The sequence below is a fragment of the Streptomyces sp. NPDC001787 genome, from assembly GCF_040297465.1.
GTDB lineage: Bacteria > Actinomycetota > Actinomycetes > Streptomycetales > Streptomycetaceae > Streptomyces.
In genome coordinates this window covers 190811-203812 of the sequence record NZ_JBEOZE010000001.1, presented here as the reverse complement: position 1 = coordinate 203812, position 13002 = coordinate 190811, and the positions used below count along the sequence as shown (strand labels likewise).

The window sequence follows — 13002 nt, the reverse complement described above, 5'->3', positions numbered from 1 at the left end:
AGGCGAAGCCGCAGGTAGCGGCAGACGAGTCGGGCTGTACGCCGGGTTCTGTCTCCCGGTCGCCTCGCGGCGGCCGGGGAGACGGCCATCCATCTAGGACCGGCATTGCTGCCGGTCTCGTGCGGTCTACCCGCGAACTCGGGCGAGCAGCCCTCGGACGTTCGCGCAGAGCCGTCCTGCGACGGCCCCTCTTGACCTTGCTCCGGGTGGGGTTTACCTAGCCGCCTGAGTCACCTCAGGCGCTGGTGGTCTCTTACACCACCGTTTCACCCTTACCCGGGACCGAGGTCCCGGGCGGTCTGTTTTCTGTGGCACTGTCCCGCGGGTCACCCCGGGTGGCCGTTAGCCACCACCCTGCCCTGTGGAGCCCGGACGTTCCTCGGGGAGATCCGGGGATCCCCACGCGGCCGTCCGCCCGGCTCGTCTGCCGTGCCGACCATGCTACCGGGCCCGGCGGGCGGCGCGGACGGCGGTGCGGGAGCGCGCTGCTCAGGTGAAGGCCTCGGCGCCGGTGTCCCAGGCGGCCGTGAGGTCGGCCCCCGGCGGGAAGCGGCCGTTGAGTTCCAGGACGACCATTCCGTGCGCGAAGGCCCAGGCCGCGCGGGCCCGGTCTCCGTCACCGCCGACGACGCGCAGGATCGGGGCCGCCGCGGCGGCCTCCACCCCCGGGGTGAGGGCCGCGCGGTCCAGCGGGCGGCCGGTGGTGAGGAGGTAGAGGTGGGGGTGGGCCAGGGCGTAGGCGCGGTACGCGGTGGCCAGTGCCGGGAAGGAGCCGGGGGCGGCCCGTTCCGCGGCTTCCAGGGCTTCGGCGCTCTCCCGGAGCATCTCCTCGGCCAGCGCGGTCACCACACAGGACTTGTCGGGGAAGTGCTTGTACAGGGAGGGGGCCTTGATGCCCACCCGGTCGGCCAGCCGCCGCATGGTGAGGGCCTCGGGGCCCTCGTCCTCCAGAAGGGCACGGGCGGCGGCGATGATCTGCCGGGGCCGGCCGATCGCGGGGCCGGTGGCGGGGTCAGTCACGCTGGAAGCCTTCCTTGGTGCGGAGTCCGTAGCCGAAGGCGCGATCGTACGAGATGTGCGCGATCCAGCCGCACAGGGCCGCCATGACCGGCGCCCAGGTCAGGGGCAGGACCGCGTACGCCGCCAGCAGGACGAGCGGGATCACGGCCCGGTGGGCGGTGTTGTAGTACGGCACGGCGCGGGGCTGGAGCCGGCCCCGGGCGTTGCCGCGGGCCTCGCCGACGCCGACGAGCATCGTCAGATCGGGCGCGATGAAGAAGGCCAGTGCGAGGAGTCCTGCGGTCCAGCCGTGGTTGACGCCCTCCATGACGGCGAGGACGGACCAGAAGAGGGCACCCACCAGCCAGGCGGCACGGCGCGCGAGCACCGGGCGGCCGGCCCCGCGGGTGGCCTGGCCGGCCGCGGTGGCAGGGGCGGCAGCGGGGGCGGTTGCGGTGGCACTCATGACGGACCTCCAAGGCAGGCTAACGCTGTTAGCTCCACTATGGGCTAACAGCGTTAGCCACGTCAACCCTGATGCCTGATCCGCGGATCGCCCCGCCCGCTCGGGCCGAGGCGGTACGCCGGGTGACGCGTGCGCCGGCGGACAGGGCGGAGGGGCGGGCCCGGCGGGCGTGGCCCGGCGCGCGTGGCCCGGCGGAGCCGTTCACGCGGGGGCGAACAGCACCTTCGCCGTACCCGGGTCCGCCTGGGTGAGCCGGACGTTCAGCCGCTCCCCCAGCGGGAGCCGCGCGGTGCCGCCCTCGATCCGGGCGACGACCGCCGGGTCCGCGAGGTGGATGGTGCCGACGGCCGGTTCCCGGTCCTTCACATCGACGACGTACGCCTCGAAGACCTGGCCGATCCGGTCCTTGAGGAGCGCCGCCTCGACCAGGTCGACACAGCCGCGCTCGACCGTGTTGGCGCGGCGCGTTCCCTCCGCCATCTCCTTCGGCAGGGCGGCGAGGGCCTCCCGTACCCAGTCCGGCGGCTCGTTCCCCGCGACCGCCGCCAGGCAGAGCTCGGCCGCGTACCGGTCGACGAGACGGCGCAGCGGCGCGGTGCAGTGGGTGTAGAGCTCGGCGACGGCGGCGTGGACGGCGGGTGTGGGCAGTTCGCCGTGCTCGAAGACCGTGTACCCGGCGCCGCGCAGCAGCGTGGTGCACTCCTGGAGAAAGGCCGCGTGATGGCCCTTCCCCGGGTCGAGGGAGCGGACGACCTCGGCGTACGGGACATGGTGCGGCCAGTCGATGCGCAGAGCGCGGGCGGAGCGCCGCAGCCGGGCGACGGCGCCGTCCGGGGCGACCGGCAGCGTGCGGAGGATGCCGGTGCCCGCCTCGGTCATGAGGCGGGCGGCGGTCATGCCGGTGAGCAGGGAGATCTGGGCGTTCCAGCCGTCGGCGGGCAGCGGGACGCGGTATTCGAGGCCGTAGCCGCCGTCGTGTTCGACGACCTCCTGCTCGGGCACGTTGAGCGAGATGCCGCCGCGGGCGATCTCCTGCTCCTCGCGGAGCCGGCCGATCTCCTCGATCAGGGCGAGGGGTTCCTCGGCCGTGCCCCGGTCGATCTGCCGCTGGACGCCCGCGTAGTCGAGTTTGGCGCGGCTGCGTACGAGGGCCCGGCGCACGTCCGCCGTGACGGCGCGGCCCTCCGCGTCGAGGTCGATGCGCCAGAGCGCCGCGGGGCGGGTCTCCCCGGGGAGCAGGCTCGCGGCGCCCTCCGACAGCGGCTCGGGGTGGAGCGGGATCCTGCCGTCGGGGAAGTAGAGCGTGGTCACCCGGCGGTGGGCCTCGGCGTCGAGCGCGCCTCCCGGCCGGACGAAGGCGGCGACGTCCGCGATGGCGTAGTGCACCCGGTAGCCGCGGGGACGGCGTTCCAGATACATCGCCTGGTCGAGGTCGGTGGAGGTGGGCGGGTCGATGGTGACGAACGGCAGGTCCGTCGCGTCCTCGTGCGCCGAGAGATCCGGATTCTTCGCCGCCTCCCCCGCCTCGGCGAGCACATCGGCGGGGAAGCCCTCGGGGAGGCCGAGTTCGGTACGCAGGTCGCGCAGGGCGGCCCCCAGCGCGGTGTCTGCCGCTCCGGTCAGGTGGAGATGGCGGCGGGGCATGGAACCGAGCGTAGGGCCGGGTGCGGCAACCGGCATCCCGGGACGGGCAGGGCGGCGCGCTCCCGGGCGGCCCTGCGCGGGACCGTCGGCCGGCAGCCCGTGAGGGGCGCGCCCCTCGCCGCGCGCACCGGCGTTCCCAGGGGCGCCGCGCGCCCCCGTACCCTTGCCGAGGGCCCTGTGCGCAGGCCGGGTCCCCCTGCTTGCGTACGAAGGAGAACCGCCCGTGCTCGTGCTGTTGCCGCCCTCCGAAGGTAAGGCCGCCTCGGGGCGCGGAGCACCCCTGAAGCCGGAGTCCCTGTCCCTGTCCGGGCTGGCCGGGGCGCGGGCGGCGGTCCTCGACGCGCTGGTCGAACTGTGCCTGGGAGACGAGGACAAGGCCCGTGAGGTGCTCGGGCTGAGCGAGGGGCTGCGGGGCGAGATCGCGAAGAACGCGGAGCTGCGGACGGCCGGGACCCGTCCGGCCGGGCAGGTCTACACGGGCGTGCTGTACGACGCGCTGGATCTGGCCTCGCTGGACACGGCGGCCCGGCGGCGGGCCGGGAAGTCGCTGCTGGTGTTCTCCGGGTTGTGGGGCGCGGTGCGGGTGGGCGACCGCATCCCGTCGTACCGCTGCTCGATGGGGGTGAGCCTGCCGGGTCTCGGCGCCCTCGGGCCGTTCTGGCGGGCCCCGATGGACGCGGTGATGCCGGAGGTGGCCGGGGACGGGCTCGTCCTGGATCTGCGGTCGTCCGCGTACACGGCGGCGTGGAAGCCGAAGGGGGAGGTCGCGGCGCGCACGGCGAGCGTGCGGGTGCTCCACTCCCAGCTGGTCGACGGGGTCGAGAAGCGGTCCGTGGTGAGCCACTTCAACAAGGCGACCAAGGGCCGCATCGTCCGCGACCTGCTCGTGGCGGGCGCACGGCCGCGGAAGCCGGCCCAGTTGGTGGAGACGCTGCGGGATCTCGGGTACACCGTCGAGGCGGCGGCCCCCGCGCGGGCCGGTCAGGCCTGGGCGCTCGACGTGGTGGTGACGGAGATCCACTGACCGCCCCCCGGACGGTCGCGTTGCATCATGCGCAACGCTCGTTGCATGGAACGCTGGGTGCGCGGCAGGATGAGCCCATGACCTCCTCCGCGCCCTCCGCCGCGCCCGCCGCCCCGTCCGCCTCCGTGCTGGACCTCGCACCCGTCGTCCCCGTCGTCGTCCTCGATGACGCCGCCGACGCGGTGCCGCTGGCACGGGCCCTGGTCGCCGGTGGCCTCCCGGCCATCGAGGTGACGCTGCGGACGGCCGCCGCGCTCGACGCGATCGCGGCCATCGCCTCGGAGGTCCCGGACGCCGTCGTGGGCGCGGGCACGGTCATCTCCGCGCGGAATGTGACCGACACGGTCGCCGCCGGAGCGCGTTTCCTGGTCAGCCCCGGCTGGACGGACACGCTCCTGGACGCGATGAAGGCATCGGGCCTGCCCTTCCTGCCCGGTGTCTCCACCACCTCCGAGGTGGTGGCGCTGCTGGAGCACGGCGTCACGGAGATGAAGTTCTTCCCGGCAGAGGCGGCGGGCGGCACGGCCTATCTCAAGGCCCTGTCCGCACCGCTCCCCCAGGCCCGTTTCTGCCCGACCGGCGGCATCTCCCTCGCCTCCGCCCCCAGCTACCTGGCCCTGCCGAACGTCGGCTGTGTCGGCGGCAGCTGGATGGTTCCGGGGGACGCGGTGGCGGCGAAGGACTGGGCACGCGTCGAGCGGCTGGCCGCCGGGGCGGCGGCGCTGCGCGCCTGAGGCCGGAGCGGCCCCCGGCCTCAGCGCAGGTGCGAGGTGTCGTTGAGCACGCGCACGGACGCGTTGCCGTCCGCGTAGTACGCCACCGTCGAGATGGAGGCCGCCGAGAGCTCCATGCGGAACATGGACTGCGGCGGGGCCTCCAGGGCGAGCCTGACCAGGGTCTTGATCGGGGTGACATGGGTGACCAGGAGCACCGTGCGGCCCGCGTAGCGGGAGACCAGGCGGTCGCGGGCGGCCGAGACGCGCTCGGCGACCTCGGCGAAGCTCTCGCCGCCGCCGGTCGGGGCCGCGTCGGGGGAGGCCAGCCAGGTGGTCAGGTCCTCGCCGTGGCGCTCCCGTACCTCGGCGAAGGTCAGTCCCTCCCAGGCTCCGAAGTCCGTCTCGCGCAGGCCGTCCTCGACCGTGACGTCCAGGCCGAGGCGGGCGGCGACGGCCTCGGCGGTCTCACGGCAGCGGCGCAGGGGCGAGCTGACGATCGCCTGGACCGAGCCCCGCGCGGCGAAGTGCTCGGCGGCGCGGGCCGCCTGGTCGCGGCCCGTCGCCGAGAGTTGGGGGTCGGTGCCGCCACTGCCGGAGAACCGCTTCTCGGGGGTGAGGGCCGTCTCGCCGTGCCGGAGCAGGACGAACGTGGCGGGCGCGCCCAGATCCGGGGCGGCACCCCAGCCCACCTGCGGAGCGGGCGCGGATGCCGGGGCGGCCCGGGTGCCCGTGGGAGCGGCCGGGGCCTGCGTGTGTGCCGGGGCCTGCCCGGCCGTCGGGGCCTGCGTGTGTGCCGGGGCCGCGGCGCGGGCACCGGCCAGGGCCGCGCGGGCCTTCGCCGCGCCCGCCGCCGCGTCACCGGGTGGCCCCTGGACGGGGGGAAGCCCGCCGCGGGGCGTGTCGAGGTCCGCCGTCGAGGACGACGGCTCCCACTGCTCGCCCCGCCTGCCCGCGTCCATCGCCTCGTTGGCCAGCCGGTCCGCGTGCTTGTTCTGCGCCCGGGGGATCCACTCGTACGTGACGAGGGCGGGCGGGAGGACGGCCGCCGCCCGTGCCGCGAGCGGCTTCATGTCGGGGTGCTTGATCTTCCAGCGCCCCGACATCTGCTCGACCACCAGCTTGGAGTCCATCCGCACACGGACCTGGAAGGAGCCGTCCGACGCGTCCGGGAACAGCGCCTTCGCGGCCTCCAGACCGGCGATCAGGCCCCGGTACTCGGCGACGTTGTTCGTCGCGACACCGATGTACTCGGCGGCCTCGGCGAGCGTCTCGCCGGTGGCCGGGTCGATGACGACAGCACCGTATCCGGCGGGCCCCGGGTTGCCCCGGGAGCCGCCGTCGGCCTCGACGACAAGCCGGCGGACAGGGGGCATTACAGGCCCGACTCCGAGGTGCGCACCAGGATGCGGTGGCAGTTCTCGCAGCGCAGCACCGTGTCGGGCGAGGCGGCCTTCACATCGTTGACCTCGGTGATGTTCAGCTCCAGCCGGCAGCCCTCGCAGCGGCGCTGGTAGAGCCGGGCGGCGCCGACCCCGCCCTGCTGGGCGCGGAGCTTGTCGTAGAGCTTCAGCAGGTCCGCGGGGATGATCTCGGCGACGACCTCGCGGTCCTTGGCGATTCCGGCCGCCTCGTCGTCCAGCTCCTTCGTCGCGGTGTCCCGGCGGGCGGTCGCGTCGTCGACCTTGGCCTGGACGGCCGAGACCCGCTCGGTGAGCTCGGTGACCCGCTCCTGCGCGGACTCACGGCGCTCCATGATTTCGAGGACGACGTCCTCCAGGTCGCCCTGGCGCTTGGCCAGCGAGGTGATCTCCCGCTGGAGGCTCTCCAGGTCCTTGGGGGAGGACACCGCGCCGGAGTCCAGCCGCTGCTGATCGCGGACGGCGCGCTGGCGCACCTGGTCCACGTCCTGCTCGGCCTTGGTCTGCTCGCGGGTGGTGTCGCTCTCCTCGGTCTGGGAGGCGACCAGCAGGTCACGCAGCTGGGCGAGGTCGCTGCTGAGCGACTCGATCTCGGCGTGCTCGGGCAGCGACCGGCGCTTGTGGGCGAGCTGGGAGAGACGTACGTCGAGGGCCTGGACGTCGAGGAGTCGGATCTGGTCGGCGGGCGCGGCGTTCAGTTGGGGGCTCCAGAGGAATGGTGGGTGGTCCAGGGGTCGGTGACCTGCTTCGAGACATGGACCCGCAGGCCCCATCCGTGGCGGTCGGAAATCGCGTCGAGCTGCGCGGCTGCCTGCTCGCACCAGGGCCACTCGGTGGCCCAGTGCGCGGCGTCGACCAGACCGAGCGGCGAGTGCTGGACGGCCTCGGAGGCCGGGTGGTGGCGCAGGTCGGCGGTCAGGTAGGCATCGACGCCCGCGGCGCGGACCGCGTCGAAGAGGCTGTCGCCGGAGCCGCCGCTGACGGCGACGGTACGCACGAGCGCCTCCGGGTCGCCGGCCAGCCGGATGCCCTGCGCGGTGGCGGGCAGCCGGGCGGCGGCGCGGGCGGCGAAGGCGCCGAGGGTCTCGGGGTGGTCGAGTTCACAGATCCGGCCGAGACCGCGACGGCCCCGGGGATCGGCCGGGTCCGGTACGAGGGGGCCCGTGACGCGCAGGTCCAGGGCTCCGGCGAGCGCGTCGGAGACGCCCGGGTCCGCGGTGTCGGCGTTGGTGTGCGCGACGTGCAGCGCGACGCCGTGCCGGATGAGGGTGTGCACGACCCGGCCCTTGAAGGTGTCGGCGGCGACCGTCGTCGTACCCCGCAGATAGAGCGGGTGGTGGGTGACGATCAGCTGGGCGCCGAGGGCGATGGCCTCGTCGGCGATCTCCTGGACCGGGTCGACGGCGAACAGCACCCGGTCGACCTCCGCTCCGGGCTCGCCGCACACCGTGCCGACCGCGTCCCATCCCTCGGCCCGCCCGGGGGGCCAGAGGGCGTCGAGCTCGGCGATGACTTCAGACAGACGGGGCACGGGGGAAAGGCTACCTGTCCCCCGTGCCCCGGCGGCCATGGCCGCCGGACCTGTGCTCCAGGACCGGCGGCCGGACATGAATCGTTACGTCGCGGGCCCGGCCCGCTACTTCACGAGGTCGGCGCGCAGGTCGTCCAGGACCAGGTCCGCCGCGGTGACGCCGAGGCCGAGGTACCAGGTCTCGTCGGAGACGTCCTTGGCCTGTCCGGCCTTGACCGCCTTCAGGTTCTTCCAGAGCGGGTTGGCCTGGGCGGTGTCGCGCTTGGTGGCCTTCACGTCCCCGTACACACCGGTGAAGATCCAGTCGGCGTCCGCCTCGTCGATCTTCTCGGGGCTGATCTCCGCGGCGAGGTCGTCGATCTGCTGGTTCTCGGGCCGCGGCAGGCCGGCGTCCTCAAGAATCGTGCCGATGAACGACGCCCTGGCGTACAGGCGGATCTTGTCCGGCAGGTAGCGGACCATGGAGATCGTCGGCTTGTTCGGGCCGATGTCCGTGCCGAGCTTCTTGGCCTTCGCCTCGTACGCGGCCAGCTCGGTCTCCGCCTTGGCCGTCCGGTCCAGCGCCTCGGCGTTCAGCAGGTAGTTCTCCTTCCAGGTGAAGCCCGGACGGATGGAGAACACGGTCGGCGCGATCTTGGACAGCTCGTCGTACTTGTCGGCGGCGCGCAGCTGGCTGCCGAGGATCAGGTCCGGCTTGAGCCCCGCGATCGCCTCAAGGTTGAGGTTGTTGATGGTGCCGACGCTCTTCGGGCCGCCCGCGTCCTTCTCCAGGTACGAGGGGATGGCCGCGTCGCCCTCGGCGGGGGCGTAGCCGACCGGCTTCACACCCAGCGAGACCACGTTGTCGAACTCGCCGACGTCCAGGACTACGACGCGCTTGGGGGCGGCCTTCAGTTCGGTCTTGCCCATGGCGTGGGTGAGGGTACGGGGGAACTCGCCGGGCTTGGCGTCCGTGCCGTACGCCGCCGTCTTCTTCGCCGCGTCGCCGAAGTCCTTGCCGCCCGTGGCGACGGCCGCCTTCTTGTCGCCACCGGCGTCGGCCTTGGCCGCGTCATCGGTCTTCCCGCCGTCGCTTCCGCAGGACGAGAGGGTGAGGGCGGCGGCCACCGCCAGGCCGACTGCGGCGGTGCCGCGGCGTCGAAGGGACATCTCTTGCTCCAGTTGTGGGTCACGCAGGCATTGCTTAGGGCTGCCTAACCTTAGCCAGGGCCATCGTGGGGAGCACAGCCACCCCCTCCCTCTCAGGCGAATCGGGGCATCACCACCCGTATGTGTGAAGTGCAGGGTGTGGCGTCGTTCGGCAGGAAGTGCGAAAACTAGCTTCGGTTGCCGGAGGTGACGAGTCCATGACTGTCTGTGCCATCGAGGGCGGGACCACCAGGGCCGCCACGACGGCGGAACCCCTGCCCGAAGAGCCCGCCGAGCCGGAGGAACCCGGGTCGCCGGACGTACGCGGCGTTCCGGGGGCGCGCGACGCCCACGGGTCGGCCACCGCACCCGGTGGGAGCGGCGTGCTCGGGGGGACCTGTGCGCCCGGTGCGTACGGGACCTTCGCGCTCACCGCCGACGCCTCGTACGCGGCCCGGCTCACCCTCGCTCCCGGAAACCCCGGGGAGCGGGCCTGGTACCCGGAACGCTGGACCCTCGACGGGCCCGAGCCGTACGCGGTGCCCCTCCCCCTCGACCAGCCCGAGGAGCCGGACTCCCAGGTGGTGCCGCTCGCCGACGGCCGGGTGCTCATCCGGCGGCGGGTGGCGGACCACCACGCGTTCTCGCTGCTCTACCCCACCGGTCCGGCAACCGGCGAACTCCCGCTGGGCGCGGTCGAATGCGCGGAGCTGACGCTGCTGCCGCCCTCGCCGGACGGCCGGAGCGTGTACGCCCTGTCGGCCGGTGAAGGCTCCACCGCGCTCTGGCGGGTGGCGGGCGGGGCCTTCGGACCGGAGAAGGTCGTGGACGTACCGGGCCGCTGCTCCGGCGGAGCCTGGCTGGACCGGGCGGGCCGGATACTGGCCCTGGACCGGCGCACCACCGACGACGGCCCGGTGAAGGCGGTCGCCCTGGACCTGGGGCGGGGCGGTGAGCTGACGCCGCTGCTGGAGATCACGCCGGAGAGCAACGACCGGCTGCTGCTCGCCGACGCGGACAGCGGGCTGCTGCTGCTCCGGTCCGACGCGCCGGGCCACGACCGGCTCGGGTGGGGGGTGCTCGGCAGCTGTCTGCCGGTGCGCTTCCCGGAGTGCCTTCGTCCGGCGGATGTCGCGGTGACCCCGTTCGCCGTGCAGCCGGGACAGATGCTGATGCCGGAGAGCTGCGCCGTGGGGCTGCGGATCGACGGGGCGGCCGGCAGCTGGCTGGGGGTGTGGCGCCCGGCGGGCCGTCGGCTGCACCAGTTCGCCGCGCCGCGGGGCTGGCTGGCCGGGGCCGGATTCTGGAACCGGGACGGCGTGCTCCACCTCCCCTACGCGGAGCCGGGAACGCGCTGCGCCGTCGCACGGCTGGAGGCCCCGGTGGACGACGAGCACCCCGCGGGGACGGGACCGGCCGCCGGGGACGGAGCGGCGGGCGCCACCTGGGACGGGACCGGAACGCAACCGTCCGCGGCTGCCGCCGGTCCTGCTGTGTGCAAGCCCGTTCCTCTGGGGCAGGCGCCTCTCGGCGGTCGGACGGGGCAGCCCTTAAACTCGGGTGCCTGGGCTACGCGGCCGTACCGGGCGGGTGCCGACGGTGACCGCGTCGGTGACGGTGGCGGGGCTTGTGACAACAAGTAAGCGATCACAACGGGGTGACTTCCCACATGTCTGAAGCCCGAACAGACACGACCCAGACGCGTCCGCCGGGGGCGGACGCGGACCGGGCCGAGACCGGCGGTTCCGGAAAGCACCGAGGGGGTGCCTCGATGGAGAACACGGCCGCGCAGCCGCACGGCCGCCATCGCCGTCCCTCCGAAGGGGGCAGCAGAGCGGCCTGATCCCGCGCCGCGAGGCACAAGGAATCCGCGGAACACGAGAAACAAGGGGCCCGCCCCGGCCGTCCGGCCGGGGCGGGCCCCCTCGCGTCCGCTCCCCGGACGCGGCTACGCCCTTTTGAGGCCCAGGACTTCCGCCGCCGCGAACGTCTCGTTCGGGGGCCGGTCCTCGTAGTACGGGGTGATCAGCCCATCCAGCTCGTCGAAGGTGAACGTCTCCTTCGCCGCGTCGAACTTCGCCGCCACCTTGGGCCGTTCCACGATCGCGACCATCCCGCCGTGGACCACGAGCAGCTGCCCGTTGACCTTTCCGGCCGCCGGGGAGGCCAGATAGCCGACGAGCGGCGAGACATGCTCGGGGGCCAGGGCGTCGAGCGTGCCGTCGGCCGGTTCCTGGAAGCCCGCGAAGACGTCCTCGGTCATCCGCGTACGGGCGCGCGGGCAGATGACGTTGGCGGTGACGCCGTACTTGGCCAGGGCCAGGGCCGTCGAGGTGGTGAGGCCGACGATGCCGCCCTTGGCCGCCGCGTAGTTCGGCTGGCCGGCCGAACCCGCCAGGAACGCCTCCGACGAGGTGTTGACGATCCGCCCGTAGACGGGGCCGCCGGACTCCTTGGCACGGGTGCGCCAGTGGGCGGCGGCGAAGTGCGTGGTGTTGAAGTGGCCCTTGAGGTGGACCCGGACGACCGAGTCCCATTCGTCCTCGGTCATCGAGAAGATCATCCGGTCCCGCAGGATGCCCGCGTTGTTGACCAGGATGTCGAGCTTCCCGTACGTGGACACGGCCAGGTCCACCAGGGCGCGGGCCTGTCCGTGGTCGGATACGTCGCCGAGGTGGGCCACCGCCCGGCCGCCCGCCGCCCGGATCTCGGCGGCGACCTCCTCGGCGGGGGCCGCCGACGCCTCGCCGGAGCCGTCGCGGCCCGGCTGCCCGTAGTCGTTGATGACGACGGCCGCGCCGAGCCGGGCCAGTTCCAGTGCTTCGGCGCGCCCGAGGCCCCGGCCCGCGCCGGTGACGATCGCGGAGAGGCCGTCCAGGGGTAGTGACATCGCAGTCCTCAATGTCGGTGAATGACTCGGTCGGTGGGGTCGGGGTTCCGGCCCGTCGGGGGCGAGGGCCGGCCCGACGAGGGTCCGCCCGTCCCGGGGCGGGGTCAGAGTTCGACGCAGGTACGCAGCGACTCGCCGGTCCTCATCTGGTCCAGGGCGTCGTTGATGCCGTCCAGCCGCACCCGGTGGGTGATCATCGAGGCGAGGTCGATCCGGCCAGCCCGCCAGAGCGCGATGGCCCGTTCGTAGGAGCGCAGGACGTCCCCGCCGCCGTACATGGAGGGCAGGATCCGCTTCTCGTCGAAGAACAGCTCGAACATGTTGACCTGGAAGTTGTCGTCCATCGCCCCGGCGCCGACGATGCAGAGGGTGCCGCCGCGCCGGGTGTTCTCGTACGCCGAGCGGGCGGTGGCGGACTTGCCCACGACCTCGAAGACGTAGTCGAAACCCTCACCGCCGGTGATCCGCTGCTTGGCGTCGGCGAACTCGTCCGGGGACACCGCCTCGGTCGCACCGAAGTTCAGCGCGGCCTCGCGCCGGGAGGCGACCGGGTCGACGGCGACGATCTGGGCGGCGCCCTGGACCCGCGCACCCTGGATCGTGGAGATGCCGACCCCGCCGCAGCCGATCACGGCGACCGACGAACCGGCCTCCACCTGGGCGGTGTTGATGGCGGCGCCGAGTCCGGTGGTGACCCCGCAGCCGATCAGCGCGGCGATCTCGTAGGGCACGTCGTCGGGGATCGGGACGGCGCAGCCCGCGCCGACCACGACCTCCTCGGTGAAGGTGCCGGTGCCCGCGAACCCGAAGACATCGCCGCCGGGACGCTTGAAGTTGGGGGTGCCCGCGTTCATGAAACCGGCCAGACAGAGCTGTGTCTGACCGCGCCGGCACGAGGGGCAGGTGCCACAGGCGGGCAGCCAGCAGACCAGCACCCGGTCCCCCTGGCTGAGCCCGGTGACACCGTCGCCGATGTCGAGGACCTCGCCCGCGCCCTCGTGGCCGGGGATGAAGGGGGCGGGCTGCGGGAGCACGCCGCTCATCGCGGAGATGTCGGAGTGGCACAGTCCGGTGGCCCGGATGCGGAGCTTGACCTTGCCGGGGCCGAAGCCCACCGCCTCGACATCGTCGAGGACTTCCAGTTTGTCCTGGCCTATCTCGTGCAGTACGGCTGCGCGCATGGTGC

At 73.5% G+C, this 13002-nt stretch carries 12 protein-coding genes and 1 other RNA gene; 3 read left to right on the top strand and 10 right to left on the bottom strand.

Annotation, left to right across the window (positions count from 1 at the left end):
• Positions 1-21 precede the first annotated feature (21 nt).
• The 4 genes from rnpB to ABT170_RS00870 form a co-directional block, all read right to left on the bottom strand.
• Positions 22-423: RNase P RNA component class A (gene rnpB / locus ABT170_RS00885), an RNA gene on the bottom strand.
• Between the two features lie 66 nt (positions 424-489).
• Positions 490-1020: a TetR/AcrR family transcriptional regulator gene (locus ABT170_RS00880; protein ID WP_329943317.1), complete on the bottom strand. Its 531-nt coding sequence runs from the start codon at positions 1018-1020 to the stop codon at positions 490-492.
• Positions 1013-1465, bottom strand: a complete 453-nt coding sequence (locus tag ABT170_RS00875; protein WP_351863251.1) for a DUF4260 family protein — start codon at positions 1463-1465, stop codon at positions 1013-1015. The genes ABT170_RS00880 and ABT170_RS00875 overlap by 8 nt, the downstream gene beginning before the upstream one ends.
• Positions 1466-1666: 201 nt before the next feature.
• Entirely contained in the window at positions 1667-3109 is a 1443-nt protein-coding gene (locus ABT170_RS00870) for an RNB domain-containing ribonuclease (RefSeq protein WP_351863250.1), read from the bottom strand.
• Between the two features lie 223 nt (positions 3110-3332).
• On the opposite strand from ABT170_RS00870, the gene yaaA reads away from it, so the two are divergent.
• Positions 3333-4133: a peroxide stress protein YaaA gene (yaaA, locus tag ABT170_RS00865; protein ID WP_329943320.1), complete on the top strand. Its 801-nt coding sequence runs from the start codon at positions 3333-3335 to the stop codon at positions 4131-4133.
• 77 nt (positions 4134-4210) lie between these two features.
• Positions 4211-4867, top strand: a complete 657-nt coding sequence (eda, locus tag ABT170_RS00860) for a bifunctional 4-hydroxy-2-oxoglutarate aldolase/2-dehydro-3-deoxy-phosphogluconate aldolase (RefSeq protein ID WP_351863248.1) — start codon at positions 4211-4213, stop codon at positions 4865-4867.
• Between the two features lie 20 nt (positions 4868-4887).
• Here the strand turns inward: eda and ABT170_RS00855 are convergent, their stop codons facing one another.
• From ABT170_RS00855 to ABT170_RS00840, 4 genes are all read right to left on the bottom strand, one after another.
• Positions 4888-6222, bottom strand: a complete 1335-nt coding sequence (locus ABT170_RS00855) for a bifunctional RNase H/acid phosphatase (protein ID WP_351863247.1) — start codon at positions 6220-6222, stop codon at positions 4888-4890.
• A complete protein-coding gene (locus ABT170_RS00850) occupies positions 6222-6965 on the bottom strand; it encodes a zinc ribbon domain-containing protein (protein WP_329943468.1) in 744 nt (247 codons plus the stop codon). Before ABT170_RS00850 ends, ABT170_RS00855 begins: the two co-directional genes overlap by 1 nt.
• On the bottom strand, positions 6962-7798 hold the full coding sequence (locus ABT170_RS00845) for a Nif3-like dinuclear metal center hexameric protein (RefSeq protein ID WP_329943323.1): 837 nt from the start codon (positions 7796-7798) through the stop codon (positions 6962-6964). Before ABT170_RS00845 ends, ABT170_RS00850 begins: the two co-directional genes overlap by 4 nt.
• A 105-nt stretch (positions 7799-7903) precedes the next feature.
• Positions 7904-8947: an ABC transporter substrate-binding protein gene (locus ABT170_RS00840; protein ID WP_329943324.1), complete on the bottom strand. Its 1044-nt coding sequence runs from the start codon at positions 8945-8947 to the stop codon at positions 7904-7906.
• Positions 8948-9144: 197 nt separating this feature from the next.
• Between ABT170_RS00840 and ABT170_RS00835 the strand changes: the two genes are divergently transcribed.
• The gene (locus ABT170_RS00835) at positions 9145-10569 is read left to right on the top strand and encodes a hypothetical protein (protein WP_351863244.1); all 1425 of its coding nucleotides are present in this window, start codon (positions 9145-9147) and stop codon (positions 10567-10569) included.
• Positions 10570-10874: 305 nt separating this feature from the next.
• Here ABT170_RS00835 and ABT170_RS00830 read toward each other — a convergent pair whose 3' ends face one another.
• Positions 10875-11816 (bottom strand): 3-oxoacyl-ACP reductase, encoded by a 942-nt coding sequence (locus ABT170_RS00830; protein ID WP_329943326.1) that lies wholly within the window; start codon positions 11814-11816, stop codon positions 10875-10877.
• Between the two features lie 104 nt (positions 11817-11920).
• Positions 11921-12997 (bottom strand): Zn-dependent alcohol dehydrogenase, encoded by a 1077-nt coding sequence (locus ABT170_RS00825; RefSeq protein ID WP_351863242.1) that lies wholly within the window; start codon positions 12995-12997, stop codon positions 11921-11923.
• Positions 12998-13002 lie beyond the last annotated feature (5 nt).

Excerpts from the sequence above, each read along its gene's own strand:
- ABT170_RS00840 (WP_329943324.1), bottom strand. The coding sequence starts at position 8,947 with ATGTCCCTTCGACGCCGCGGCACCGCCGCAGTCGGCCTGGCGGTGGCC.
- ABT170_RS00855 (WP_351863247.1), bottom strand. The coding sequence starts at position 6,222 with ATGCCCCCTGTCCGCCGGCTTGTCGTCGAGGCCGACGGCGGCTCCCGG.
- ABT170_RS00870 (WP_351863250.1), bottom strand. The coding sequence starts at position 3,109 with ATGCCCCGCCGCCATCTCCACCTGACCGGAGCGGCAGACACCGCGCTG.
- ABT170_RS00825 (WP_351863242.1), bottom strand. The coding sequence starts at position 12,997 with ATGCGCGCAGCCGTACTGCACGAGATAGGCCAGGACAAACTGGAAGTC.
- ABT170_RS00835 (WP_351863244.1), top strand. The coding sequence starts at position 9,145 with ATGACTGTCTGTGCCATCGAGGGCGGGACCACCAGGGCCGCCACGACG.
- eda (WP_351863248.1), top strand. The coding sequence starts at position 4,211 with ATGACCTCCTCCGCGCCCTCCGCCGCGCCCGCCGCCCCGTCCGCCTCC.
- ABT170_RS00875 (WP_351863251.1), bottom strand. The coding sequence starts at position 1,465 with ATGAGTGCCACCGCAACCGCCCCCGCTGCCGCCCCTGCCACCGCGGCC.
- ABT170_RS00830 (WP_329943326.1), bottom strand. The coding sequence starts at position 11,816 with ATGTCACTACCCCTGGACGGCCTCTCCGCGATCGTCACCGGCGCGGGC.